A 25552-nucleotide genomic window follows, 5' to 3' on the forward strand; every position below is an offset into this window, starting at 1 on the left:
TCCATTCACATCCGCTTTAAGTACAAATAAAGCTTGATGAATTTGCAGTACGTGCTACTATAATAAAGCATGATATGGAAAATTTTTTTCCACAAAAAACCACCTAGAGAGAAGGAAATTGATTGCAAAAGAACGGCACGTCCACACCAAAAACAGGCTACTCCCAAGAATTAATGAGAACGCTAACAACGAAAGACCTTGTAATCTTCGGTTTAATTACCATGCTACCGATCGCACCGACACAAGTGTATGCAGGTGCATCCATCGCAAGCTTCGGCATGGCCCCACTTGTCTATTTAATTGGTATGATCGCCATGTTCTTCACTGCACTAAGCTATAGTAAAATGAGCCGAGAGTTTCCTATTGCAGGCTCTGCCTACTCCTTTGTTCAGCGGGGGATGAATCCTCATATCGGCTTTCTAACAGGATGGCTAATCGTACTAGATTACATTATTGTACCTGGCTTACTAGTTTCCTTCTCTACCTTGTGGTTGTCGGTAGTCCTTCCGGAATTCCCTTCATGGCTTCTGGTTGTTGTGTTCATCGCGATAATGACTTTCGTAAACGTAAGAGGAATTGAGATTGGCAAGCGAGTGAATCAATTTTTCCTATTCGGTCAGATTACCTTGATTTTAGTATTTCTGATCTGTGCCATTAAGTTTGTTTTCATCGATGGGCATGGTACTGGAGGATTCTCGCTTGCTCCCTTCTGGCAATCCGATAAAATCGATATCAAGTTTATTGCCAATGCCGCTTCCATTGCCATGCTCGGCTTTATCGGGTTTGATGCCATCAGCACACTGTCTGAGGAAACGAAAGACCCAACAAGAACTGTGGGTAAATCGGTAGTCGCCAGTCTCGTTCTGATCGGCCTACTCTTCATGGGTCAAGCTTACATGGCCACACTAGCGCACCCAGATTATACAAATCTGGATGCGGATATGGGATACTTCGACATCATTCGTGAAGTCGGGGGAGACGCCTTGTACTACACATTTATTATTGCGGGTGTGATCTTCGTAGGTGTTGCTAATGCACTAACCGTACAATCTGCAATCTCCCGCGTACTGTTCTCCATGGGTCGCGATAAGGTCATCCCGTTCTCCGGTTTCTTAGGAAAAGTACATCCGAAGTTTAAGACTCCAGCTAATGCAACGATCTTCGTAGGAGTACTCTCCGTGCTTGTTGGACTCTTTTTGTCCCTGGACCTCTTAGTTCGTCTAGTCAACTTCGGTGCGATGTCTACTTATATGCTGCTTAATCTTTCTGTTATTACGTATTTCTTCTTTAGAAAGAAGCAACGCAGCCCTAAGCAAATCTTTGGTTATCTACTCTTCCCGCTTATTGGTTTCTTAGTTATCGGGTTTATTTGGACAGGATTCGATACCTTAACTTATACGATCGGGTTCTCTTGGTTAATTATCGGAATTGCCATTGTCGCCATTCAATCTAAAGGCTTTAAAGAAGTACCCCCAGCACTTAAGGGCTTATAATGAGGAGGAAATAAAATGAGATTACACCATAGAACTGCCATTGTTACAGGCTCAGCACGAGGAATTGGTTTTGAGATTGCAAGACGTTTTGCAGAAGAGGGAGCTAAAGTCGTTCTTGCGGATATTATGGAAGCTGGAGTTGAATCTGCTCAAGCTTTGCAGGATTTAGGTCATGATGTTACCTTTTTCCGTACCGATGTATCCAGCAACTCTTCCGTTGAATCCCTAGTCGCTTTCACCGCAGAGAAGTACGGACGTATTGATATCCTCGTTAATAATGCCGCAATTAACATTCCTGGATCCATTCTGGAAGTGTCTGAAGAGGTATGGGACAGAACGTTTGCCGTTAATGTGAAATCTCAATTCCTGTTATCTAGAGCTGTTGTTCCATTGATGCAAAAAGATGGCGGAGGATCGATCATCAACATGGGTTCAGGAAATAGCTATGTTGCCGAGCCTCGTCTATCCGCGTATGTCGCTTCTAAAGGAGCAATCCTCATGCTGACCAAACAGATGGCATTGGATTTTGCTAAAGATAACATTCGTGTAAACTGCATCTGCCCAGGTTGGGTGGATACCACATTTAACGATGCTCATTGTGATCTATATGGCGGTAGAGATGAAGTGTTGAAAATGATTGATGATATCCATCCGATTGGCAGAACGATTAAACCCGTCGAAATCGCGAATTCAGCTGTATTCCTTGCTTCTGATGATTCAAGCGCAATTACAGGAACAGGACTTATTGTCGATGGTGGCCTTACAGCTAAATAACTCAATCGTAAATTCTAAAAAAAACGACCTCGAGGGGTCGTTTTTTCTATCTAGGGTTACGGTCAAGATTGGATTTACTCCCGCTTTCCATTTCGCCCGTCTTAAAGGTATAAATTTCTATCCTTGCTTTGTCTTGCTCCTCTCCGCTTGCCATAACCTTAAAGGAATGGTTCCCTTCATTGTCCCCAGGTGTAAAAATATTCCTACTCCCACTATTCTCATGGAGAAGCCATTTCACCAATTCACCCGTTGTCTCATCTATGATAGCCAAGCTTAAGGTTGGCATTGTGTCCGTTAGCTCCTTAATATTAATCGCTAAAGTTTCTCCGCTCTTAATGACAAAGGCAGCTCCAAGTTGCACTCCCTGATTGGCGTCCTCATTATCGAGCATTTTAGGAATACTCGCTTTTCCGTTGAAGATGTCCACAATCTTATCCTTTTTGTCATAGGAGGTTAACCTTTTATTCCCGATGAAGCCGCCATTTGGTGTCCGGGATCGTTCATAGGTGAAGTGTTCCGGGCTTACGACCTCTTCAATTACATAAGCTCCCCGCTTAATAAGCTCATGAATAAACGCTTTGTGATCGTACTTCAATTTAGGATTCTGGTTGTCCAATTCATAAGTAATTTGGTTGATGATCATTTGGTTTATTACTTTATCATCCATGTAATTCTTCGCTTGATCTCTGAAGGCAACCGTTACCTTCTGCCCTGCAATGGACAACGTTTTGTTAGTCAAGTTCGCAGTAGCTGTCTCTTTCTCTAACCACCTTTTAACAATTTGATATTGGGATTCCGTCCGGTTAAAGTAATCGATTTTTAGTCCGTCTGCATCGATATAGAGAGGTGCATCCGTATGAGACCAACCGACTTTAGCTATTGTTGCCTTATCACCTAGCGTGACTTGTACATTTTCTTCAAGCTTTTTATTCGTATTGTAATAGGTCTTAATGGCACCCCCATACTCCTTAAGCGGTTTAGCATTTTTCGCAAACACCACTGACGACGAGAAGACCGATACGGCTCCAATCACAACCACAAGCATGAAGCCCAAGACCACTTTCCCTTTACCCGTATTTCGTTTCATAATGAGTGTAAACCTCCGATACAGCTGTTTCTTATGTAGGGCCAGACTGCTGTTTAGCACCGGTGACTTGGATGAGGCAAAATGTAATAGCATTTCGCTATATCGCCTCTTTTCCGCTGACTTCAAGCCTTTTGTTATTTTCTCATCTACGGAATATTCACAAGCTTCACTTATATTAGCCAAAGCAAGATAAGAAACCGGATTAAACCAGTGCAGGCAGTTAACCATTACGGCGACCAGCTTAAACCATACATCTCTCTGCTTGTAGTGGATCCATTCATGCTGCAACGCTAGATTGTAATCCTCTACATTGATTTCCGTATTGGGAATGACGATTTGCGGCTTAAAAAATCCTATGAGCATAGGGGAGTGAACATAATCACTGACTACCACTCTTAGACTCCCCATAGTATCGATTGGGTGAGACCGAATTACTTGCTTCTTGAAGCGGTAATAACCGAAAAAATAACGGAACATCATCGCGACACAACCGAAGATCCATATTCCGAGTACCCATTGGTCTATCGATAGAGTTGGAAAGATGACATTGTTAGTCTTTGTGCTCATCATTATCACTTGATCTGGCATGGGTGTGTCGACCACGGCAGTTGTCTCTTCGATAGCGGGTGAAGGTATACTCCGTCCCTCTTCAAAAGAGGCTAGAAATGGTTTTATCTGAATCGCAGGCACATTGACCTGCAACGGTAATACAAATAGCAGCAACGCCAGCAAGCAAGCATAATAAAAGGAGCGACCGCCAAATCTTCCTGCCATTTTTGTTCTTAATACAATGAGGAGCAAGCTTGCAATACTTCCAGTAAGAGAGGTCATTAGCAACCACTTAATCATGATCGTCCGCCTCACTATTAATGAAATTCCGGAGCTCTTCGATATCCTTCTTCGTCAAATTCTCATCCTTAAACAAGGCGCTAATTAGACTTTTGGCGGAACCGTTATGAATCGAACGTACGAAGTTTTGCGTCTGCATTTTCTGATACTCTTCCTCGCTTATCGCTGCCCAATATTCATGAGCATGCGAACGACCGAGCTTGACCGATTGCAAAGCACCTTTGTCGATTAACCTGCCAGCAAGGGTGATAATGGTCGTCGTTTTTTTGTCCGGTAATCGTTCCATAATCTCCTTTGTTGTCATCTTTGCTTCACTTTCCCATATGACTTGCATGATCTCCATTTCTGCTTTCGTAATTTGCATATCGGTGTTCCCCTCCTTTCGCTTCTACATGATGTTTTTTATAATACAGCTTGTAGAAACGAAATGCAAATACATCAAAACTCCTACTCTTAACTCATGCACCCATCAGAGTCGGCGTAGAAGTGTTATAATTAATAAGATTCTAGATGCCATTCAATCCACGAAAGGGAAGGAGAAACATCCATGAATACACAACAATTAGATCGAATCTGTACGGGAAAGGGATTTATTGCCGCCTTGGACCAAAGCGGTGGGAGTACTCCTAAGGCTCTGCTGCAATATGGGGTTAAGGAAAACAGCTATTCCACTGAGGAAGAGATGTATGCATTAGTGCACGAGATGAGAACGCGGATTATTAAGAGTTATGCGTTTGATTCCCAGTACATTCTGGGAGCGATCTTATTCGAGAATACGATGGATCGATCCATAGACGGGCAATTTACGGCTGATTATCTTTGGGAGAAGAAAGGTGTTGTACCTTTTCTTAAGGTCGATCAAGGACTAGCAGACCTTGAGGACGGGGTTCAGCTCATGAAGCCGATTCCTGGTTTAAACGACCTTCTGAAGAGGGCCGTTGAACGAAATATCTTCGGGACCAAAATGCGCTCGCTAATCAAGGAAGCCAATCCAGTCGGAATTAAAAAGGTCGTAGAGCAACAATTTGCCCTCGGCAACCAAATTGCGCAGATGGGACTGGTTCCGATTATCGAACCGGAAGTTGATATCCACAGCGCCGATAAGGTTGCTTCGGAAAAGCTATTAAGAGATCAGCTTATCGAACAATTATCCACCCTTGGCAAAGATGTAAAAGTCATGTTGAAACTCTCCATACCGACGGAAAACAATTTCTACAGTGAATTAATGGATGATCCACATGTGATAAGGATTGTCGCTTTGTCAGGCGGCTACACTCAGCTAGAAGCAAATGAAAAGCTGGCACATAATCACGGGTTGATCGCCAGTTTCTCGCGTGCCTTATCGCAGGGACTAACCGCAGGGCAAACAGACGATGAATTTAATACTCTGCTGTCTCAATCCATTAAAGACATCTATGAAGCCTCCATCACATAAACGCAACAACTGAAAAAACACCCCTTAGAATGTCATCGGATCAACCCAAGGAGGTTTTCCAATGTCTATTCTAAGGGGTGTATTTTACTAAGGCGCAATTCATTGTTTGATAGTTAGTCTTCTATCATGGTTATAGCATTCCATGTTCTTCCTTGATCTTGTACAACCCTTGTAGAAGGACGTCTGCAGGATCCCGATTCAACAGTAAATGTGTAAATAAAAGATGAAGTGGAAAAGCGCACACGTTATTGCCTTCCCGTATTGCCGGAAATCCAGCTTCGAATACTGGGCCGTGATCTTGGTTCCAATCAAGACCTGCATGAACCTTCTCCGGCGCGAATTCTGCTTGAACTGCCTCTATGCATTGCGGGACCAACACCTTGTCGATGAGCGCTTTGGCCTCGTCTTCGCTTGCAGGTGGTTTAGGAAGAAGTTTTCCTCCTTCGGTCTTCATCAAATCTACGAAAAATGAAGCCATCCATTCTGCCGGATCACCGCCCGACTGGAATTGCGTGACCAATTCGCGAAGAAAAAAACCGCATGCATATTCGTTATTCGAATCATCCTTCACTTGAAACACAAATACAGGACCGTAAATATCCTGGTTCAAAACCTGAACATCGACTTGATCAAAATGCGTTCTCAAACTAACGAGCCCGTTATGTTGAACAGCCTTGATCAATTCAGCCCATTTTTCATTGGAATCCGTTTCTTGACTACTGTTAACTTCTTCGTTTGTTGTCTCGTTATTCATCGTCTGCTTCACCCATTAACTATCATATCATTCGAACATTTGAACAGTCTAGTCCACTATATAACTCAGGTTCCAAAATATCGTTTCCGAAGGAATAGTGCTTGCTCCTTTAGCTGTTCTGTTGTGCTAACATTTTCAGCAAAATCGTTACCGCTTCTGCTCTTGTTGCTGGAGCAGTCGGATCGAATTGGTTGGTGCCTTTACCTTCTACAAGATTAAGTTTCTTCATGGCTGCTACTGCGCCCTTCGCCCATGTTGGAATATTTTTGTCGTCTGCGAAGCCCGTTACGGTATTCCCTTCACTGGACAAGCTCATAGCGCGAGCGATCATCACAGCCATCTCGGCACGTGTTACTTCTGCATTCGGACGGAATGTGCCGTCATTATTACCTTTAATGATGTCAGCTTGTACTGCTTGCGCCACAGCTTTCTGCGCCCATGCCCCGATCTTCGAAGTATCCGTGAAGGTTAATGCCGTACCCTCAACTTGCGGCTTCAATGCATTCATTAGCATCACAGCAAATTCCGCGCGAGTCACGGTCGCATTCGGCTTGAATGAAGCATCGGAATAGCCCTTGACGATTCCACTATTCACCGCTTTCTTAATATTTGCCTCCGCCCAATGTCCAGAAATATCGGTTAAGCTCGTTGTCGGCTTTGTTGTTTCTGTTGGCACTTCTTTGACTTCTTCTCCAACAACGAATACCGCAAACTTCGTAAAGTGATTGACCTCAATGGTAATTTGATTGCCACTTATCTTACCGCCATTCACCTCTACCCAGATCTTCTTTACTTCATCATAGTAGAAGACAGCCGGTCTTTGTTTATTGCTCAACTTTGTCGGATCGAACTTAAAAGTCAATGTGACAGGCTTGCTGAAGTTTTCCGGGAAATTTTTTAGTATCTCGAAAATAGAGCTGGCTAGAACGTCTTTAGTCGTTAAGAGATTTTGAGAATCTAACACTTTGTCTATCGTTAGTTTTAAGTCTTTGCTGGTGGCATTGGCTGGAATCGTAACGATGACTTCTTTGACCAAACTCACTTCACCCGGTTTACCTGATGGAAGATTTATTTTACCATCCGTTGGGGTTGGGGTTGCTGTTGAGCCACCACCTCCGCTAGATGCTATCGCTGTCGCTGGAAATACCGCTGTAATTACGCCAGAATCAGCATCATTTGTTGTCGTTGTTGCTCCAGCTACCGTAAAGAAGTCTTTAGCTACACTTGTTAAGGTGTATCCCGCTTTCGGTGTAATTGTAATCGTTGCTGTGTAGGGCGTGTTTGCAGCAAATGTTGCTGCTACTGGTGACCAAGCTATCGTTGCTGTGTATTCTGCTGTGTCCGCTAATGTTGTTACCGGTGTTGCTCCCTTTACTGGCACTGTTACTCCAGTAATTGCAGATGATGAGATAGGTGCTGCTGCTGTCGCTGGAAATACCGCTGTAATTACGCCAGAATCAGCATCATTTGTTGTCGTTGTTGCTCCAGCTACCGTAAAGAAGTCTTTAGCTACACTTGTTAAGGTGTATCCCGCTTTCGGTGTAATTGTAATCGTTGCTGTGTAGGGCGTGTTTGCAGCAAATGTTGCTGCTACTGGTGACCAAGCTATCGTTGCTGTGTATTCTGCTGTGTCCGCTAATGTTGTTACCGGTGTTGCTCCCTTTACTGGCACTGTTACTCCAGTAATTGCAGATGATGAGATGGGTGCTGCCGCTGTCGCTGGAAATACCGCTGTAATTACGCCAGAATCAGCATCATTTGTTGTCGTTGTTGCTCCAGCTACTGTAAAGAAGTCTTTAGCTATACCAGTTAACGTGTATCCCGCTTTCGGTGTGATTGTAATCGTTGCTGTGTAGGCCGTGTTTGCAGCAAATGTTGCTGCTACTGGTGACCAATCTATCGTTGCTGTGTATTCTGCTGTGTCCGCTATTGTTGTTACCGGTGTTGCTCCCTTTACTGGCACTGTTACTCCAGTAATTGCAGATGATGAGATGGGTGCTGCCGCTGTCGCTGGAAATACCGCTGTAATTACGCCAGAATCAGCATCATTTGTTGTCGTTGTTGCACCGGCTACTGTAAAGATGTCTTTCGAAACACCTGTTAAAGTGTATCCGGCTTTCGGTGTGATTGTAATCGTTGCTGTATATGCCGTGTTTGCTGCAAATGTTGCTGCTACTGGTGACCAATCTATCGTTGCTGTGTATTCTGCTGTGTCCGCTATTGTTGTTACTGGTGTTGCACCCTTTACTGGTGCTGTTACTCCAGTAATAGCAGATGATGAGATGGGTGTTGCTGCTGTCTTTGGAAATACCGCTGTTACAACACCTGAACTAGCCGCATTTGTTGTTACTGCTCCTGCTACTGTAAAGAAGTTTGCAGGCACTCCCTCTACTATATATTTACTTTTTGGTACTAATGTAATTGTTGCCGTATATTTTGTATCTCCAGCAAAAGTTGTATCCGGTTGTGACCAGTTAATCGTTGCTGTATATGCTGACGTATCTAATGTCAACACTGGTGTTGCACCTGTTACTGGTGCCGTTACTCCAGCTATGTCTATTGGCAAGGTATAAATGGGTCCATTAGCCACATAGTCCTGCCCAACTAAGCCGCCCTTCGGATTATTTCCATTCACACTTCCTGAGGCGTAACTGTTGCTTATTGTTCCGTAGTTCTCACCAACCAAGCCTCCCAGCTGAGTATTCCCATTTATACTACCTGAGGCGTAGCTGCTACTAATTAATGCGTAGTTGAAACCTACCAGACCACCTACACTATATCTACCTGTTACATTAAAATTTTCCAAAATGATATTAGTAATCCTTGCAGACGAAGCTGTCTTCCCGATAAGCCCGATATAATCATTTTCCGGTCTATTAATCGTTAGATTCATGATTTTAAACCCTTTGCCATCAATGTTTCCAAAAAAAGGTGTGGACCTGCCTATCGGCTCCCAGTTTGTGTAACTGGACAAATCAATATCTGCTGTCAGAACAAAATAAATGCCAGAACTAAGATTATTCCGAACTTCATTGAGCTGATCAGCCGTTGCAATCTGATAAGGATTGCCTGCTTGACCCGTTCCTCCAGCAAAACTTACCGTAGCATAGGCTTTTCCTTCGGGCGTAAGAAGTCCCGACATTCCACCTATCACCATCATCAATACTAAGATGATGGACATTCCTTTTTTACACATCATACGCATACTATTTCCTCCTCCAAAACTTTCAGTTCATTTTCACACTAATAATAAATATATCCCACCCCAATGACGGCAAAATGACAAACTTCGACAGCGCAAAGCGCCCAGATCGTGTTCACTCCGATCTGGGACTCGGCGTTGGTTTACTCGATTTCCTATACAGCACCTCCAGCAGCCCAACTAAGGGAATGCCGGCGCGATGGTTTATTTGTTCTTTTGCGCTAACATTTTCAGCAGGATCGTCACTGCTTCTGCTCTTGTGGCTTGAGCAGTCGGATCGAATTGGTTGGTGCCTTTACCTTCCACAAGATTAAGTTTCTTCATGGCTGCTACTGCGCCCTTCGCCCATGTTGGAATATTCTTGTCGTCTGCGAAGCCCGTTACGGAATTCCCTTCACTGGACAAGCTCATAGCGCGAGCGATCATCACAGCCATCTCGGCACGTGTTACTTCTGCATTCGGACGGAATGTGCCATCACTATTGCCTTTAATAATGTCAGCTTGTACCGCTTGAGCGATCGATTTCTGTGCCCAAGCTCCGATCTTTGAAGTATCCGTGAAGGTCAAAGCCCCACCTTCATCTTGCGGCTTCAACGCATTCATTAGCATCACAGCAAACTCCGCGCGTGTCACGGTCGCATCCGGTTTGAATGTTCCGCTGGTATAGCCTTTTACGATTCCACTATTCACCGCTTGCTTGATATTTGCCTCAGCCCAATGTCCAGCGATATCGCTTATGCTAGTCGTCGGGTTCGGGTCTGTTGGTTTGTCTGATGGTACTTCTGTCGCTTCTTCGCCAACAACGAATACCGCAAATTTCGTAAAGTGATTAACCTCAACGGTAATTTGATTGCCACTTATCTTACCGCCTGTCACCTCTACCCAGATCTTCTTTGCTTCGTCATAGTAGAAGACAGCCGGTCTTTGCTTATTGCTCAGCTTTGTCGGATCGAACTTAAAAGTCAATGTGACAGGATTGCTGAAGTTCTCCGGGAAATTTTTCAGTATCTCGAAAATAGAGCTGGCTAGAACGTCTTTATTCGTGAGCAGATTTTGATGATTTAACACTTTGTCTATCGTTAGTTTTAAATCTTTGCTGGTGGCGTAGGCTGGAATCGTGACGACGACTTCTTGGGCCAAGCTCACCTCACCCGACTTACCTGATGAAAGATTTAGTTTGCCGTCGGTTGGATTTGAAGTTGAGCTACCACCGCCACCGCCGCCTACACTTGGTGCTACCGCTGTCGCTGGGAATACCGCTGTGATTACGCCTGAATTAGCTGCATTTGTTGTGGTTATTGCTCCCGCTACTGTAAAGAAGTCTTTAGCTACACCTGTTAAGGTATGGCCTGTTGTTGGGGTAATTGTTATCGTTGCTGTGTACGCCGTATTTGCAGCAAATGTTGCTGCTACTGGTGACCAAGCAATCGTTGCTGTGTATTCTGCTGTGTCCGCTAATGTTGTTACCGGTGTTGCTCCCTTTACTGGCACTGTTACTCCAGTAATTGCAGATGATGAGATGGGTGCTGCTGCTGTCGTTGGGAATACCGCTGTGATTACGCCAGAATCAGCACCATTTGTTGTGGTTGTTGCCCCAGCTACTGTAAAGAAGTCTTTAACTACACCTGTTAAGGTATGGCCTGCTGTTGGGGTGATTGTAATCGTTGCTGTGTAGGCCGTGCTTGCAGCAAATGTTGCTGCTGCTGGTGACCAAGCAATCGTTGCTGTGTATTCTGGTGTGTCCGCTAATGTTGATACCGGTGTTGCTCCCTTTACTGGCACCGTTACTCCAGCGATCGCTGCAATTGTAATAGGTGCTGCTGCTGTCGCTGGGAATACCGCTGTGATTACGCCTATATCTGCGGCATTCGTTGTCGTTGTTGCTCCCGCTACGGTAAAGAAGTCTTTAGCTACACCCGTTAAGGTATGGCCTGCTGTTGGGATAATTGTAATTGTTGCTGTGTAAGCAGTGCCTGCAGCAAAAATCGTTGCTACTGGTGACCAAGCGATCGTTGCAATGTATTCGTTTGTGTCAATAAGCGTAGTTACTGGAGTTGCCCCCGATACTGGCACTGTGACTCCTTCGATAGCTGCTGTTGTGATAGTTGCGGGTTTAACATGCTCAGCAGTTACTCTTAGAATTTGCGCAGCAGACGCCGGTTGAAGTTCTGTTGCTTTTACTCGGATGAAAATTTTATCGCCTTGGACAGCAATATCGTCCACACTAGTTCCTGTTATCGCCTGATACGTGCCTGTATTTACTTTGTACTCCATTAAATCTGTCACACCTGTTAACATCGTTTTTCCGATATTCGATCCATGCTCCAATGCTCCTGTTGTTGGCTCGTAGTTCGGTTGAATGTCTGCAAGATCGACCGTCAATATTTTTAAGCTTGAAGGATCAGCTTGTATACGAACATAGATTTCATCTCCCGCATTAGCAAAGAAACTAACGCCACCAGCAACATAAATCGGAAAATAGTGATCACCGTCAAACGAAAACTCCATTCCCGGTCCAACATTGTTAATCGTCGTTTGTCCCATTTGTGTTCCTTGCGCTAAATCAACAAAAGCCCATAATTGCGGATATTGGTTTGGAACAAAAAACCAAGTCAATGAATCCCAACTAGTGAAAGTGGCCTTTATTTTCATTTCTGCGGTTATTTTACCTTCGATATTACCTGTATCAGGCAGACCCGCAGTCGTTTTGTCGTAGAAGTTTTTATCCATTACCTTCATGCCTTGATTATACCCAAGCACGCCACCTACTCTATCACTCCCACTTACCGATCCTGTTGCGTAACTGTGAATAATTGTCGCATCGTCGTAACCATTACCAACCAAGCCACCGACAGCATTTACCCCTTGTACGGTTCCTGTCGCATAGCTGTCGCTAATTGAACCGGTAAATTCAAATCCAACCAGTCCCCCCACACTATTTCTTCCAAACACTCCACCGTTAGCATAGCTGCTTCTAATTTGCGTATCGTTAGATTTGCCAACCAATCCACCCGCTTCTTGGGAAGCTGAGTTTACGATTCCAGTCGCATAGCTTTCACTAATGGTTCCCATTTGGCTAATACCAACCAACCCGCCTACTCCCTGAGTTCCGTTCACTGCTCCAGTTGCGTAGCTGTTGAGAATTAATCCACTTGTAGAGTTACCAACCAACCCACCTGTATCTTCAATCCCACTCCCACTCCCACTCACAGTCGCCGTCGAGAAGCTATCGCTAATTGATCCATTATCTTGTTTGCCAACCAACCCACCCGTCTGCTGAGCCCCAATTACATTTCCAGTCACATAACTGTTAATGATTGTTCCTTCATTCATACCGATCAGACCGCCTACGTAACTTTTACCCGTAATATTGACATTCTCCAACTTCATATGGGTAATCTTACTTGATCCGCCCACACTACCGAATAATCCTATGTAATTTTCACTCCTCCTACTTATCACTAAATCCGAAATGGAATAACCATTGCCATCTACATTTCCTTCAAATTTATCGTTCGTATTTCCTATCGGCACCCAGTTTGCATAACTATCCAAATTAATATGATCAGTCAGTATGAAATAAGTACCGCTTGCCATATGATTCCTGACCTCATTGAGCTGACCAGGTGTTGCAATCTGATAAGGTTCCTGTTCCGAACCCTCTCCAGCCCCTGAATAAGGTACTGCTGCTTGTGGATCCGCCGCGGCTGATACTTGCAATGATTGTGCAGATGAGAACAGAGCAAGCACCATCAATCCTACTAATAATCGAAACATAAATCCTTTAAGCAACGCTCGAGTATACATTGACTTTCTTTTTAACAACATCATTAATTACTCACTCCTTTTAACTAAGTTCATTGCAAAGTATAGTTCTTATGGATGAAAATAGAGTCAAACTAAAGTTGTAATTCCGCAAATAAAGTCAAAAAAGCAAACAACCGGGCAGCTTAAAGCCTGGTTGTTTGCTCTCAGTATCTCTATTCAATAAATCTGCCTAATCCATGTATTGCAGTTCTCTTGCCTTGGCAATTGCTTGACCTCGCCGTTTCACTCCGAGTTTGCCGTATAAACGGAATATATGGCTTTTGACTGTAGCCTCGGTAATCCCGAATCGGTATGCGATTTCCTTATTGGATAAACCATCCGACAGTGCGTACAAAATCTCCATTTCACGATTGGTTAGTGATTCTATGAGCGAATGTGAATCAGGTGCGGGAGCATCCATAAGCCTGCCACTCGAATCCGTGGACATGATCATCTGTTCGCGAAAGTCGTCCAATGATTTCAAATAAACCATTCGAGTAATCATGAGATCCAGCACTTCCAGCCTCATCTTGGTAAAAACTCCAGAGATGAAATTATTCTCCAAATAAAGAACAGACGGCAACGCTTTCCCCGGAGAAAATACAGGCATACAGAGAACCGATTGCAGTTGGAACCGCTGAATATAAGGATCAGCCGCATAAGAACTGCGTGAAGCATCTGCCAGCACGACCGACTCCCCACAGTTCACGACATAGCGAACGATTGCTTCCGAGTACGAAGGTGCTTCCCCGGGATAATCCCTACCTCCTGCACAGGCTTCTACGGAAAACCCATCTTCCTGGATATCCAGCACAAATCCCTTCTCTGCACCTGAATAACGAAGCGCCGAATCCAAGAAGCGATTCATCACATCTTGGCTATCTGACTGGCTTGACCAGCCCGAAATTTGCTTGATGAGCATCTCATCGTTAATGATATGGGCTACCGTTGGCTGCACGGACTCCTCTTGTACATCTGTCTTATTGAACGCCCGCCTGTCATCTTGCCACGGAACACGAGATGCTGGAAGCTCAGGATTCGTTTCTCTCAACTTTCTGACTTTGGCAGTAGCTCCCCAACTTGAATACGCAGCACAGGCATCTGCGAGGAGTGAATCCGCTGCTGTAATCATACCCATCTCCCTGTAGTAAATCGATGCACGTTCACAGCAGATCGCTTCCATTAACCCGTAACCTTCGCTTCGTGCAGTCCGAACAGCTTTCTCGAAATGCTGGAACGCAGCTAGTTGATTACCCTTGATTCGTAACAGTTCTGCTGTGAGCAGCAAATAAGCCGACGACTCCTGTCCATAGAATCCAAACCATTGTGTCATGTTACGTAGTTGTTTTTTGAGCAAATGGAGGATCTTCACTCCTTCATCTGGTGGTGCCTCTGAATAAAGAGCTGCCAGCGTCAGCGAGTGATAGATATGTTGCTTGCGTAATTGAAGACGAGTCTGTCGTGAATGATTGAATTGGCCTTGCTCTACCCATTCGAGAGCTTCCTGATACCGTCCTGACAAATAAGCGATTTCGATCTTGCATGTGCAGGTAAAATAAAACTCGTTATTCTGTATCTCCCTAAAATAATTGCTCTTCTCCATGACTACGAGTCCATCATCACCGACATCGCCCTGCATTTGTGCCACGTAAGATCTAGCAATGCGAAATATGTTAAGCGTTTTGTCATCCACAAGCTCTTGGGAAATGGATTCATAGTCACTGATGCACGTAGACAAGGATTGCAAATCTCCAATATGGTTCGTTGTACGCGTCAGCATAGCTATGCTAACAAATGTCAAATTAGCAGATTCCATCCCGTATTGCACTGATCGGTCAAAATGTTCCACAGCCCTATCTGGATCATCCAGCAGACTAGCGAGACCCCTAATATAGTGAATCCGGCATTGTAGATCCGTGCTTTCAATGGAGGACGACAGCCTTTTCGCTATTTCGATAAATTCAAGCCCTTCATGGGAGCGCGACAATCTAATTCTAGGAATGACTAAGCCATAAGCTGCGAGCATGTAAGTAAACGCTTCGTTATTGCCATGCTTCAAGCCATAACGGACGAATCTTGAGAACAGTACAGCAGACATTTCAAAGCTTATTAAAAATACGGAAGTCGAGATTGCCATGACCAAATCTGATATGGCTTTGTAATAAGGATCACGATTTAAAGAGAAATTCGCTAGCTCATTACGCATGCTATGCAAGCTGATTCGCGTCATCGCTACTTCCTTCACAACCTCTGCCTTAGAAGGGTTCATGGGCAGTTTCCAGCCGAATTCCTCCAACGCGCTTAACCCTATATTCACGGCGATTTCATCTCTTTTTAAATAGGCGTTCATCTCGATCCAAATCTGATAAATACGTGTACGCTCAACCATTCCCGTGGTACGGGCCATTAATCTTTCTATCAGCTCTTCTGCAACAGCCACGCGACCGCACATATATTCACACTCAGGAAGCTCAAGCAGAATACGATAAGCAAGCGAATTCATTCCCTGTTCATCGTCCCGGACAAGGCTCAAGCCCTTCTCCAGAAATTGCGAGGCGGCTGTGAATGCCGTTGCGGCTTTCGACTTTAGACCCGCTTGAAGATTATAAGCAGCCAGCTCACTTTGCTCCGCCTCATCCACCATCTTCTCGGAGCCCAGATTCAAGTGATAAACGACATCGTAGATGGAGTTCTCCTGTACATCAGTCCTGCCCTCGCTCATTACACGCCCAATCCTCAGATGTAGCCCCGCTCGTTCCGATTCAGAAACAGTGATATAAGCAGCCTGTTGTACTTGATCATGTAGAAATAGAAAATATCCATCGTCCGTATCTTCTTGGGTAGCATCATTGCTTCTACATAACAAGCCCTCTTCCTCAACGGTTTGCAGGAGATCATGGGTATCCATCAAAGAGCGACCGCTTACTCGTGCCACCAAGGAAGGACGGAAGCGATACCCGATGGCTGCAGCAATGGCAAGCAGCTCGATCGCTTCCTGTGATAGCATGCGAATGCGATTCCCAATCACATGAAGGATGTCAGGGTTTTCAGGTATTCTTGTTACTTTATCTGTTTCCCATGCCCAGGCCCATTTTGCTTGCTTTTCATCGAAATACAGCTTTTTCTCCCGATATAAGTTGTCTACAAATCGATGTAAATATAGAGGATTACCACCCGTTCGATGGTAAATCGTCTCTGCAAGCAGGCGGACGCGAGCTGTATTCTCATTCAAGATATGCGACATAAATTGTCTTACCTCAATATAAGACAGAGGACCGAGAACAATATGCTGCACTGGCTTAGGTATATCATGGTCTATGGAATAGGCATGATTCATGGATAACGCTACAGCGACTTGGTTATCTCTGTTATCCGCCGATTCCTCTCGGAACGCACCTACCACGAATAAACCATGCAGAGTAAGGTCATTTGAAATCCGATGAAGGACATCCAACGTAGCAGGATCAGCCCATTGGAGATCATCAAGGAATAACACGAGCGGATGCTCCCTATCCGTAAAAATGTTAATGAATAGGGGCAATAGGCGGCGAAATCGAGTTGCCGCTTCGGCAGGTGGTAGCTGTTCCACTACGGGAAAATCACCGAGCAGTGTTGCTGCTTCCGGTAAAAATTGTGCAATAACACCTGCTCCAGGGCCTAAGTCTTTAGCTAATCGTAACTTCAGATTAACCACTCTTTCCGACGATTCACTCCACACTTGCCGAATCAATCCTCGAAGGGCTTGAAGAATCGGTTCAAAGGGAGTTGCCCGATTCAACAGGTCACATTTGCTCGCTAGGAATCGACCACCCGCCCTGATTACCGGGACTTGAAGTTCTTGGATTAATGTCGTTTTACCGCTGCCTGCCCTGCCGCTAACGATGACGAACGTAGATACGCCGGTGCGCGTGTGTTCGAAAGCGTCTCGAAGCGTTTCCCTTTCCATATCACGACCGAAGAGGCACTGCGGGAGCCGAAACCGGCTTACCTCATCTTCACAAGCAATCTGAAAAGGTTCAATCTCCAGCTTCTTATCTATATAGGAGGAGCATCTTTGCAGATCACTTAACAGACCATAAGCGCTCTGATAACGCTCTTCTGGTCTCTTGGATAAGAGCTTCATAATGATATCCTCGAGCGAACCCGCCAACTCTGGACGCAGTTCCTGCAAAGGGTTTGGCACAACGGCAAGATGAGCATGTACCCACTCTTCCTTGCTCTGTGCCTTATAGGGTAGGATTCCCGTTAGCATCTCATAGAAGATCACGCCTAGCGTATACAAATCGCTACGCTCGTCTGGTCCACGATTGATCCTACCTGTTTGCTCCGGAGAAAGATAGGCATAATCCCATTTACGATTTTCTGTTAGAACCTCTATTTTCATTTCTGGTAGAATTTGAACACATGACGGATGTAAATCGCCAATGATGGAGCTCTGTTGATGAGCTGTATGTACCCAACTAGCTAGTGCTATTGCTAAAGGTATAAAACTCATAACCTCCATTGAAGTCTCATTCCGAAATTCCTGTAGCATGATACCTTTGGTATGTGACATAATGTGCCATCCTTCTATGTAAAACCTGTCAAACCTCTGCCTAGTCGGAAAGACCACTGCGCTTATGTTATTATTCTACCACCGCTTAGCCTCACGAAGTAACACTTTTCAAATATCGGAAATGATGTTGTGGACTTCTCCTTCTTTTAAATCACCAATAGGGTAGCGTCAGGAAAATGTGGATTTACAACGTTAAGGAAATTACAATATTAAAATACCCTTGATCCATCCAAGATCAAGGGTTTCCTCTTTAGCAAAATGGAGCTTTTGTTAAACAAGTGTGTTGAAATTTTTATTTTAATTATCTTGTTATTTAGCCGGTATTCGAGTGCCATTTATAATTATTGCTTTAACTTTGGTAATATCTAAAGGTGCTTTCGTATCCCAACTTGAATTGAAGGTATGCTTATCAGAGTTTTGACTTCCTCCTCCCCCCTCCAATGGGATAATAACATCTTCTGTTTCAATTTCAATTCGCATATCACTGGCCATGTAATTCTCACCTTTATAGGTACCGATTACTTGTAATCCTAGAGGACTGAGGGTTATATATTCAAAAAGATGACCTTCAACTGAAATATCATTTTTCCAAGTACGGAAATTGGCAGTTGTACCACTTAAATTCGCCGCTACATTCCAGCTGCCTTCAACCCCAGAATAAACGGAACCCGTAAAATAAAGAGTGTATTTGCTAAGATTTTCGCTGCTTATAGGAAATACAAATTCTTCATATCTATATTTAGCGCCATCATAATCGGTAAGAAGGTTATTTTTCTTATCACTGAGAAAGAACAAACTATAATCATGGGAGATTAAATTACCGTCTGGACTCTTTAGAGAAAGCGTGGCATCATTAGGACCAAACTCTTTGTTTAAAATTTTTCCTATTTGCACATGCAATTTTCCATCTATAATACCGATATTTGAAACCCATTGATCTTTTTCACCATGGGGCATGGCAGCATAATTCCCTGGCAGAAGTGCCTCTGTTAATGAACTGAGGTCACTTGGTACATTATTACTATTACTGCTCCCCATAATCTGTGCTTCTACAATAGGAATAGTTTTTGCATCTTCAATTCCTGTAAGGGATACGGAAATAGGTTCGTCTATATAGGCTTTTTCGCTAAAATAAATAAGGAAACTGCCAAGCTCCAACGGATCTGTTAAGGGTGAGTTTGGATCAGCCGTTATATTAAACTCGTAATAAATGGTATTCGTATCTTTATTAAAATTAATTATTTTTTGTTTCCATGAAATGCTGGCTGATATAGATGGGCCTCCACTTTCGGCTCCCTCTTTTGTTGGTGAATGCATTTTTACATTGAATCCGTCTCTAAATTCAGTTTGTTCCGTCAATCGGTTTTGACCTGTTCTATCCTGAAGAGATAGGTAAATAATCGCCCTATTATCATATTTCTGTGCACCGATAACCTCCATGCGAATTCCTTTGTCCTCACTATAGACTCCTACTGGTTCAACAATCTTACCGAAATCAGGATTAAACCTCTCTATGAACCAATCAAAATTCCCTAAAGATGCAGCAGCCGCACTCGTCACTAATACGAACGATATCGCAATAGCCGCAATTGTTGATGTTGCCCACCGTTTGCGTTGTCTAACTGGCCTTTCAGCATGACCCTCATGCAATCGGCTTTTAACCTGTTCTGCAAGTTTACTTGCATCAACCGTAATTTGAGAGAACATTTCATGTATATGTTTTTCGTCCCTATTAAATTTCTCCATAGTTAGACTCCTTTCTACCATATGCAATATTAAGATATTTACCTATGTTATCTTTGGCTCGTTGATATTGTTTACGTAGTGTAGCTGGAGAACTTCCTGTAAGCAAAGATAGTTCCTCGTAACTTTGCCCATCCATAACTCGCCCGTAAAGCAGCGCACGTTCCATAGGTTTAAGCTTCTGTAAGGCACGAAGCATCTCATCACTCAAACCTTTATCCTTCTCTGGTAAAACGACTTCACTACGAATATCATAAAAATATAGGATTTTACGCTTCTTTAGTTGATTTAAACAGCGATTATAAGTAATTTTGTACAACCATGCGGAAAGGTTATTGCCATCAAAAGTATTCCGATTTTGATAAGCTGAAAGAAAAACTTCTTGTACAATATTTTCTGCTTCATGATAATCACATAGAATCGCCGTTGCATAGCGAAGGAGTTTTTCACCATAGAGATTAATTATCTCTTCCAGTTCATCTTCTCCGCCATTAACGAACCTTTTTCCAAAGTCTATTTCCTCCATAAGCTCACCTCCTTTTATTTATCAGTCGACTGTACCCTTATAACAGTTCAAAGAGCTGTTTTGTGACATCATTATTAATTTAAGGCGGTTTTCTAAAATATTGTTGCTTTAGAAAGCAAAAGTTTGTTGTTCTCCAGATTTAGTATATAATTAAAAATATAAATGAAACGTGGTTTTATAGAGTGAAACAAGAGGGTGGTTGATATTAAAGCAATTATTGTAGAACAGTTTGGCTCAACCGATAATATGAAATATGTAGATGTTGAAATACCTTCTATAAGTTCAAAACAAGTCTTAATTCGTGTAATGGTGACAAGTGTTAATTTTGCAGATGTTAAAGCGAGATATGGCAACAAAGGACAGGGGAAACTTCCGTTTATTCCTGGACTTGAGGCATCGGGTATCATTGAACAAGTTGGAGATGAAGTAACATCCTTTTTTGTAGGTCAAAGAGTAATGGCGTTTCCTCAAAACGGTTCGTATGCAGAGTACATTATTGCAGATGAAAATTTAACTTTTGCAATTCCTGATAATATTAGTTTTGACGTTGCAGGTTCATGTGGTATTGTCTCATTTTTGTCCTATAAACTGCTTGCTGACGTAGCTAAATTACAAGATAGAGATAAGGTTCTCATTCATTCTGCCTCTGGAGGAGTGGGAACAACAGCTATTCAAGTCGCCAGAGCATTAGGTGCAAAAACTATTATTGGAACTGTAGGTAATGAAACAAAGATTTCTGTGGCATTAGAAGCTGGAGCAGATCATGTGTTATGCTACACAAATGAAAATTTTTCACAGACAGTTAATGAATTAACTGATGGTAAGGGTGTCAATATTATATTGGATTCCATTGGTGGAGAAATAACGGAGCAAAGCATGAATTGTCTATCTAAATATGGACGCTTAGTTGTATTCGGAAATTCAAGCGGAAAATATGGACAACTTCAAACAAGTGAACTCCATTCAAGTTGTCGTTCTGTTCTTGGGTTTAGCTTGGGAACAACAAGAAAAGAACAGCCAGAAGTATTAAAGGATACTTCATTACAAGTATTCCGCATGTTAGAAAGTGGGCAAATTACGATTAAAATAAGTGAAAAATTACCCTTGAAAGATGCTTCGTTAGCACATCAATTAATCGAAAGCAGGAATAGCACTGGAAAGGTTCTATTGTATATTGTGAACTCATAAACGGTAGATGTAATACAGAACTTCTTACAAGAATCCAATAGCATCGGGTGTAATGCTACTGGATTCTTGTTTTTTCATGCAAATTATCCCACATTGAATGATTGTCGTAGTGAAATTTGGTTTATGGCACGATGCTAAAAGTATCGAGTTGGATACTAATTTATCATCTTGTTTCTTGTTCAGTTCAAGGAACCGATGCCAAAACAAGTAGTTATCTTCAACCATCATCAAAAAATATCGCATCCACTTCTCTGGATTGTGTGTGCCTGAGAGAGGTGTTCCGCTTATATCGTTGAAGCTTTTTCCGCAATCTTTGCACAAATATCGTTGGCGTTCACGGTATGTTCCTTTTCGCTTCACACGAAGACTTCCGCAATGAACACATGCTAATCCGTTCCGAAAACGAGCTTCACGAATACCTTCATATAACCCAATAACTTTTCTGGGTTCGGCATTCACATCATTCTTTATCGCTTCAAACAACTGTCTTTTGTCTTCCTCAGACAAGTTCCGCATATAGCAACAATCTTTTAGAAAACCGCCTAATTTAATCGATATTTTATTAATTAAAAATGAAAGTGGATAATGCAAGTCGATTTTCATCACCAAGGTATAGCCAGCCCATGTCGGGTACACTAAAAATAGCCAACCCCTTGATGATAAAGGGGTTGGCTATTAAGTTTCAATGTTGATTTTTAAAATATTGAACATTTGGTTAAAGGAATAGATTTTTTCCTTCCTATAGCTTTCTATATAATGAAGCCCTTGACATATTTGCAAAAACCGAGGCCTATTGGCTTCGGTTTTTGCAAATATTGTTCGATATTATCTTTATTGTGAATTCGATTGTTCTATCGAAGTAGCTTCAGGAATTCTCTCATAAAGCCCGGCAGGTCTGGCCATGCATGGCCGCTAACTAATTTACCATCCACTTGAAGTGTTCCGTCAGCGTACACAGCACCAAGTGATTCTACTTCAGCTTTGCAAGCATTGTAGGCACTCACTGTTTTCCCTTGAAAGTACGATTTGTCCTTAAGAGCTACGAAAACCTGTGCACCGTGGCAAATCGATCCGATCGGCTTATCCTGCTCAATAAAATGTTCGATAATGGCTACTAGGTCCTTATCATTGCGAATATATTCTGGTGCTCTTCCGCCGGGAATAATTAGAGCAGCATAGTCGGAAGGGTTCACATCTGCGAAGGCAATATCTGATTTCAACAGATGAGCTGGCTTCTCTGTATAGGTATCCCAACCTTCGATGAAATCATGACAGACTGTATGTAATACCTTCTGTTGCGGAGATGCGACGATTGCTTCATAGCCTTCTTCAATGAGTCGATACAACGGATAATAGACTTCCAGAACCTCGACAGCGTCTCCAGTAACAATCAGTACTTTCTTGGACATAACAGTCACTCCCAATTGTACATATTTGTTAAATCAAATATATTATAGGAATCCCAGCTATATACCGTCAACTGTTTTGTTACGTGTGCCTTTAAGCGGTCATTCTCAACAAGAGCAATCGTCATTTCCGGGTTTTCGCCAATTTCTTAATCACTTTCTCCACTCGCTTTCGTTTTGTGTCTTTTTCAATATCGTCGAGTCGTGAGCAAAGTGTCTTTATGAATAAGTCTTTGTTGTTATCATTAACGATGGATATTGCATTCTCTGCATACATTGGAAGTTGATTTGTCGGGCATCTCTGAAGCTGTTCGATGAGCAAATTGAATGCATGATCAGTATATTGTTTGAGAGAACAGAGTTTAATCAGGATATTTATTCCATGATCTTTGGTGATTACCGATCCTTTGTTTGCAATTCCAACAATTTTGTCAAGTGATAAATAAATGGTTTCCGGATTTTCAAGAGTTATCGCGTCTAGTGCTGTCATAGCCCCCCAAACAAGTCGATTGTTCCCATGATCAAGTAATGCTATAAACTCTTTGCTGTATGCAGCAACTAAAGACGGCTTGAGTTCTCCAATTTCATAGAGTACTTTAATGCAGTCGCTTTGAATATTCTTATCCCTGTTATACAGATTATCAAGCAGTTCTTTCACTGCTTCCCTATCTTCTCGGTCGGCAATAAATTTCGCCAGTTCCTGATTGGGACCTTCGTCTTTACGATTGAGTGAGGTTGCTAATTTGTCGATTATGGTCATCTGATTTTCTCCTTACATAGATTCTTTAATGTAATCAATAGCGAGATAAAAAACGATCGATATCTAGAAGGGCACAGTTCACGATTTAGGCTGATGGATGCGTGCGTAATCTTCAGATAGCTGTCAATTCTCGGAACGGATTCTCGAAGATCGTGAAGAAGCTTCCGCAAATTAGACAACGCTTGCTTCTCGGTGGAGTCAGGCCAGAATAGATAAGCGATTTGCCTTCTGCTGGGAGGCGCGTCAAAAGCGAGAATCAAGTAAGCCAGCAGCAGAGCAGCTTTTTTGCCGGGGATTTCCGATAGCTCTTCGCCTTCGAGGGTAATTTTCAAACAGCCTAACAACTGAAAAGTGCAGCCTGCTAATGAGCTCCCCTCCAATCGCCAATCGGATCGTTGTCAATTGTATTCGCTTTTTATGCGGAAATCCCCTTCGATAAGCCGTGAAACACTAAAAAAGATCCTTTGACGTGATCAAAGGATCTAAATGGAATTGATATCGAGATATCCGGGGTGAGAAGTCTTATCTAACGCCCCCGACCTTTCCGGCTTCAGCGGAACGGTTGGGGGCGTTAAGGCGCAACAGCTGCAACAGCATTTTGCGGAGGGTTCAGACGATGTGTCTGCTCTATTTGTTCTTTATTCGAACAAACCGCGATCCATTGCTTTATTGATCAGCATGGCGAACATGCTGTTAGACCAAGCGAACCACGCTCTCGTAAATTGCGTTGGATCGTCTGCATGAAAGCCTTCATGCATATATCCTGTGCCTGCGTCCGTCGCTTCCATCATGTTAATCATTTCCATCATTTCTTCATCAGTGGAAGCTGTTAACCCCTGCATGGAAAGCGCTAAATGCCACACATAATCCGGTGGAGTATGAGGACTACCAATCCCTTTGGCTACTTTGCCTTCATAATAATAAGGGTTATCCTTACTGAGAATGAATTTCCGTGTATTTTGATAGATAGGATCTTCATTTGATATATAACCGATATAAGGAATCGACATGAGAGATGGTGTTCCTGCATCATCCATTAAGCAGTAGTTCCCAAATCCATCCGTTTCAAATGCATAGATAGGACCGTATTTAGGATGATTATAAATCCCATATAATCGAATGCCATGCTCAATTTCTTCCTCAAGCTTAGCCATTTCCTTAACGAAGAGTTCATCACGGTACACATACCGAGCAATCTCCTGCATTTGACGTAGAACTGCAACGGCAAACATATTTGAAGGAATATTGTAATGGAAATCGCAGGCATCATCGCTTGCCCGGAATCCGGACCAGATCATCCCGGTATAATTGACTGTCATGCCCTTGCCTTCGTTACGCAGGGTATCAATGGCTGGGCAATTACGGCGCATGAACGTATAAGGGGACTCTTCACCATGACGCTGCTCTACCTTCCACAAATCAACTATTGCCCGCATAGCCAACTTGAAATTCTCATCGAAAATATTCGTTTTGCCCGTTTCTTTCCACAATAAGTAGGCAAGCTGCATCGGGAAACAAATCGAGTCAAGCTCAAACTTCCGTTCCCATACCCACGGGGACATGTCCGTTTCATCATTCGCATCCCAATGCCAATCGTTCGGACCTTCATTAAAGGCATTGGCATAAGGATCTTTGAGAATATAAAACATTTGACGTTGAATCAAGCCACCAATAATCCGTTGTAATTCCACATCATCTTTGGCAAAAGGTACATAGTGACGCACCTGCTCGACAGAATCACGCAACCACATAGCCGGAATATCGCCTGTAATGACAAAGGTCGTGCCGTCATCCATCAATTTGGTCGTCGTTTCCAATGTATTCGGAAAACAATTCTTAAACAGAGTGAGTAGCTTCGGACGATTCGCAAGCTTTTGCTCTGCATTTTGTAGTACCTGCTCCACACCTTTAGGCATGGACATCGATCCTGCATCAATTTTAGGCAGCCTAAAACGTTCCATAATGAAGTGATC

At 43.1% G+C, this 25552-nt stretch carries 15 protein-coding genes and 1 pseudogene; 4 read left to right on the forward strand and 12 right to left on the reverse strand.

What is annotated here, in order from left to right:
- Window positions 1-122 precede the first annotated feature (122 nt).
- Together M1K58_RS27435 and M1K58_RS27440 are read left to right on the forward strand one after the other, a co-directional pair.
- Window positions 123-1493: an APC family permease gene (locus tag M1K58_RS27435; protein ID WP_256762097.1), complete on the forward strand. Its 1371-nt coding sequence runs from the start codon at window positions 123-125 to the stop codon at window positions 1491-1493.
- A gap of 15 nt (window positions 1494-1508) precedes the next feature.
- Window positions 1509-2267, forward strand: coding sequence for an SDR family NAD(P)-dependent oxidoreductase (locus M1K58_RS27440; protein WP_256762098.1), 759 nt, complete (start codon window positions 1509-1511; stop codon window positions 2265-2267).
- A 46-nt stretch (window positions 2268-2313) separates the two neighbouring features.
- Here the strand turns inward: M1K58_RS27440 and M1K58_RS27445 are convergent, their stop codons facing one another.
- Together M1K58_RS27445 and M1K58_RS27450 are read right to left on the reverse strand one after the other, a co-directional pair.
- Window positions 2314-4203 (reverse strand): M56 family metallopeptidase, encoded by a 1890-nt coding sequence (locus M1K58_RS27445; RefSeq protein ID WP_256762099.1) that lies wholly within the window; start codon window positions 4201-4203, stop codon window positions 2314-2316.
- Window positions 4196-4567, reverse strand: coding sequence for a BlaI/MecI/CopY family transcriptional regulator (locus M1K58_RS27450; RefSeq protein WP_256762100.1), 372 nt, complete (start codon window positions 4565-4567; stop codon window positions 4196-4198). Before M1K58_RS27450 ends, M1K58_RS27445 begins: the two co-directional genes overlap by 8 nt.
- A 183-nt stretch (window positions 4568-4750) precedes the next feature.
- On the opposite strand from M1K58_RS27450, the gene M1K58_RS27455 reads away from it, so the two are divergent.
- Window positions 4751-5638 carry a fructose bisphosphate aldolase gene (locus M1K58_RS27455; protein WP_256762101.1) on the forward strand — a complete coding sequence of 296 codons (888 nt, stop codon included), beginning with the start codon at window positions 4751-4753 and terminating at the stop codon, window positions 5636-5638.
- Between the two features lie 130 nt (window positions 5639-5768).
- Here M1K58_RS27455 and M1K58_RS27460 read toward each other — a convergent pair whose 3' ends face one another.
- The 6 genes from M1K58_RS27460 to M1K58_RS27485 form a co-directional block, all read right to left on the reverse strand.
- Window positions 5769-6392, reverse strand: coding sequence for a hypothetical protein (locus M1K58_RS27460; protein WP_256762102.1), 624 nt, complete (start codon window positions 6390-6392; stop codon window positions 5769-5771).
- Between the two features lie 109 nt (window positions 6393-6501).
- Window positions 6502-9597: an S-layer homology domain-containing protein gene (locus M1K58_RS27465; RefSeq protein WP_256762103.1), complete on the reverse strand. Its 3096-nt coding sequence runs from the start codon at window positions 9595-9597 to the stop codon at window positions 6502-6504.
- Between the two features lie 201 nt (window positions 9598-9798).
- The gene (locus M1K58_RS27470; protein ID WP_256762105.1) at window positions 9799-13425 is read right to left on the reverse strand and encodes an S-layer homology domain-containing protein; all 3627 of its coding nucleotides are present in this window, start codon (window positions 13423-13425) and stop codon (window positions 9799-9801) included.
- A gap of 166 nt (window positions 13426-13591) precedes the next feature.
- The gene (locus tag M1K58_RS27475) at window positions 13592-17956 is read right to left on the reverse strand and encodes a helix-turn-helix transcriptional regulator (protein ID WP_256762107.1); all 4365 of its coding nucleotides are present in this window, start codon (window positions 17954-17956) and stop codon (window positions 13592-13594) included.
- A 309-nt stretch (window positions 17957-18265) separates the two neighbouring features.
- A complete protein-coding gene (locus M1K58_RS27480) occupies window positions 18266-19702 on the reverse strand; it encodes a hypothetical protein (protein ID WP_256762108.1) in 1437 nt (478 codons plus the stop codon).
- Entirely contained in the window at window positions 19689-20225 is a 537-nt protein-coding gene (locus M1K58_RS27485) for an RNA polymerase sigma factor (RefSeq protein ID WP_256762109.1), read from the reverse strand. The genes M1K58_RS27480 and M1K58_RS27485 overlap by 14 nt, the downstream gene beginning before the upstream one ends.
- Before the next feature lie 204 nt (window positions 20226-20429).
- Here M1K58_RS27485 and M1K58_RS27490 point away from each other — a divergent pair, with 204 nt between their 5' ends.
- Window positions 20430-21413 (forward strand): quinone oxidoreductase family protein, encoded by a 984-nt coding sequence (locus tag M1K58_RS27490; protein WP_256762180.1) that lies wholly within the window; start codon window positions 20430-20432, stop codon window positions 21411-21413.
- 216 nt (window positions 21414-21629) lie between these two features.
- Here the strand turns inward: M1K58_RS27490 and M1K58_RS27495 are convergent.
- The 4 genes and pseudogenes from M1K58_RS27495 to M1K58_RS27510 form a co-directional block, all read right to left on the reverse strand.
- A pseudogene (locus tag M1K58_RS27495) lies at window positions 21630-21929 on the reverse strand (transposase); the annotation flags it as partial.
- 335 nt (window positions 21930-22264) lie between these two features.
- Window positions 22265-22822: a DJ-1/PfpI family protein gene (locus M1K58_RS27500; RefSeq protein ID WP_256762110.1), complete on the reverse strand. Its 558-nt coding sequence runs from the start codon at window positions 22820-22822 to the stop codon at window positions 22265-22267.
- 121 nt (window positions 22823-22943) lie between these two features.
- Window positions 22944-23579 carry a hypothetical protein gene (locus M1K58_RS27505; RefSeq protein ID WP_256762112.1) on the reverse strand — a complete coding sequence of 212 codons (636 nt, stop codon included), beginning with the start codon at window positions 23577-23579 and terminating at the stop codon, window positions 22944-22946.
- 638 nt (window positions 23580-24217) lie between these two features.
- Window positions 24218-25540, reverse strand: a complete 1323-nt coding sequence (locus M1K58_RS27510) for a glycoside hydrolase family 125 protein (protein ID WP_256762113.1) — start codon at window positions 25538-25540, stop codon at window positions 24218-24220.
- Window positions 25541-25552: the final 12 nt, after the last annotated feature.

The organism is Cohnella sp. WQ 127256 (assembly GCF_024519285.1).
Classification (GTDB): domain Bacteria; phylum Bacillota; class Bacilli; order Paenibacillales; family Paenibacillaceae; genus Cohnella.

Coding starts and splice junctions, on each gene's coding strand:
- M1K58_RS27465 (WP_256762103.1), bottom strand. CDS start 9,597: ATGCGTATGATGTGTAAAAAAGGAATGTCCATCATCTTAGTATTGATG.
- M1K58_RS27485 (WP_256762109.1), bottom strand. CDS start 20,225: ATGGAGGAAATAGACTTTGGAAAAAGGTTCGTTAATGGCGGAGAAGAT.
- M1K58_RS27440 (WP_256762098.1), top strand. CDS start 1,509: ATGAGATTACACCATAGAACTGCCATTGTTACAGGCTCAGCACGAGGA.
- M1K58_RS27445 (WP_256762099.1), bottom strand. CDS start 4,203: ATGATTAAGTGGTTGCTAATGACCTCTCTTACTGGAAGTATTGCAAGC.
- M1K58_RS27505 (WP_256762112.1), bottom strand. CDS start 23,579: ATGACCATAATCGACAAATTAGCAACCTCACTCAATCGTAAAGACGAA.
- M1K58_RS27470 (WP_256762105.1), bottom strand. CDS start 13,425: ATGATGTTGTTAAAAAGAAAGTCAATGTATACTCGAGCGTTGCTTAAA.
- M1K58_RS27460 (WP_256762102.1), bottom strand. CDS start 6,392: ATGAATAACGAGACAACAAACGAAGAAGTTAACAGTAGTCAAGAAACG.
- M1K58_RS27475 (WP_256762107.1), bottom strand. CDS start 17,956: ATGTCACATACCAAAGGTATCATGCTACAGGAATTTCGGAATGAGACT.
- M1K58_RS27480 (WP_256762108.1), bottom strand. CDS start 19,702: ATGGAGAAATTTAATAGGGACGAAAAACATATACATGAAATGTTCTCT.
- M1K58_RS27450 (WP_256762100.1), bottom strand. CDS start 4,567: ATGCAAATTACGAAAGCAGAAATGGAGATCATGCAAGTCATATGGGAA.
- M1K58_RS27510 (WP_256762113.1), bottom strand. CDS start 25,540: ATGGAACGTTTTAGGCTGCCTAAAATTGATGCAGGATCGATGTCCATG.
- M1K58_RS27500 (WP_256762110.1), bottom strand. CDS start 22,822: ATGTCCAAGAAAGTACTGATTGTTACTGGAGACGCTGTCGAGGTTCTG.
- M1K58_RS27455 (WP_256762101.1), top strand. CDS start 4,751: ATGAATACACAACAATTAGATCGAATCTGTACGGGAAAGGGATTTATT.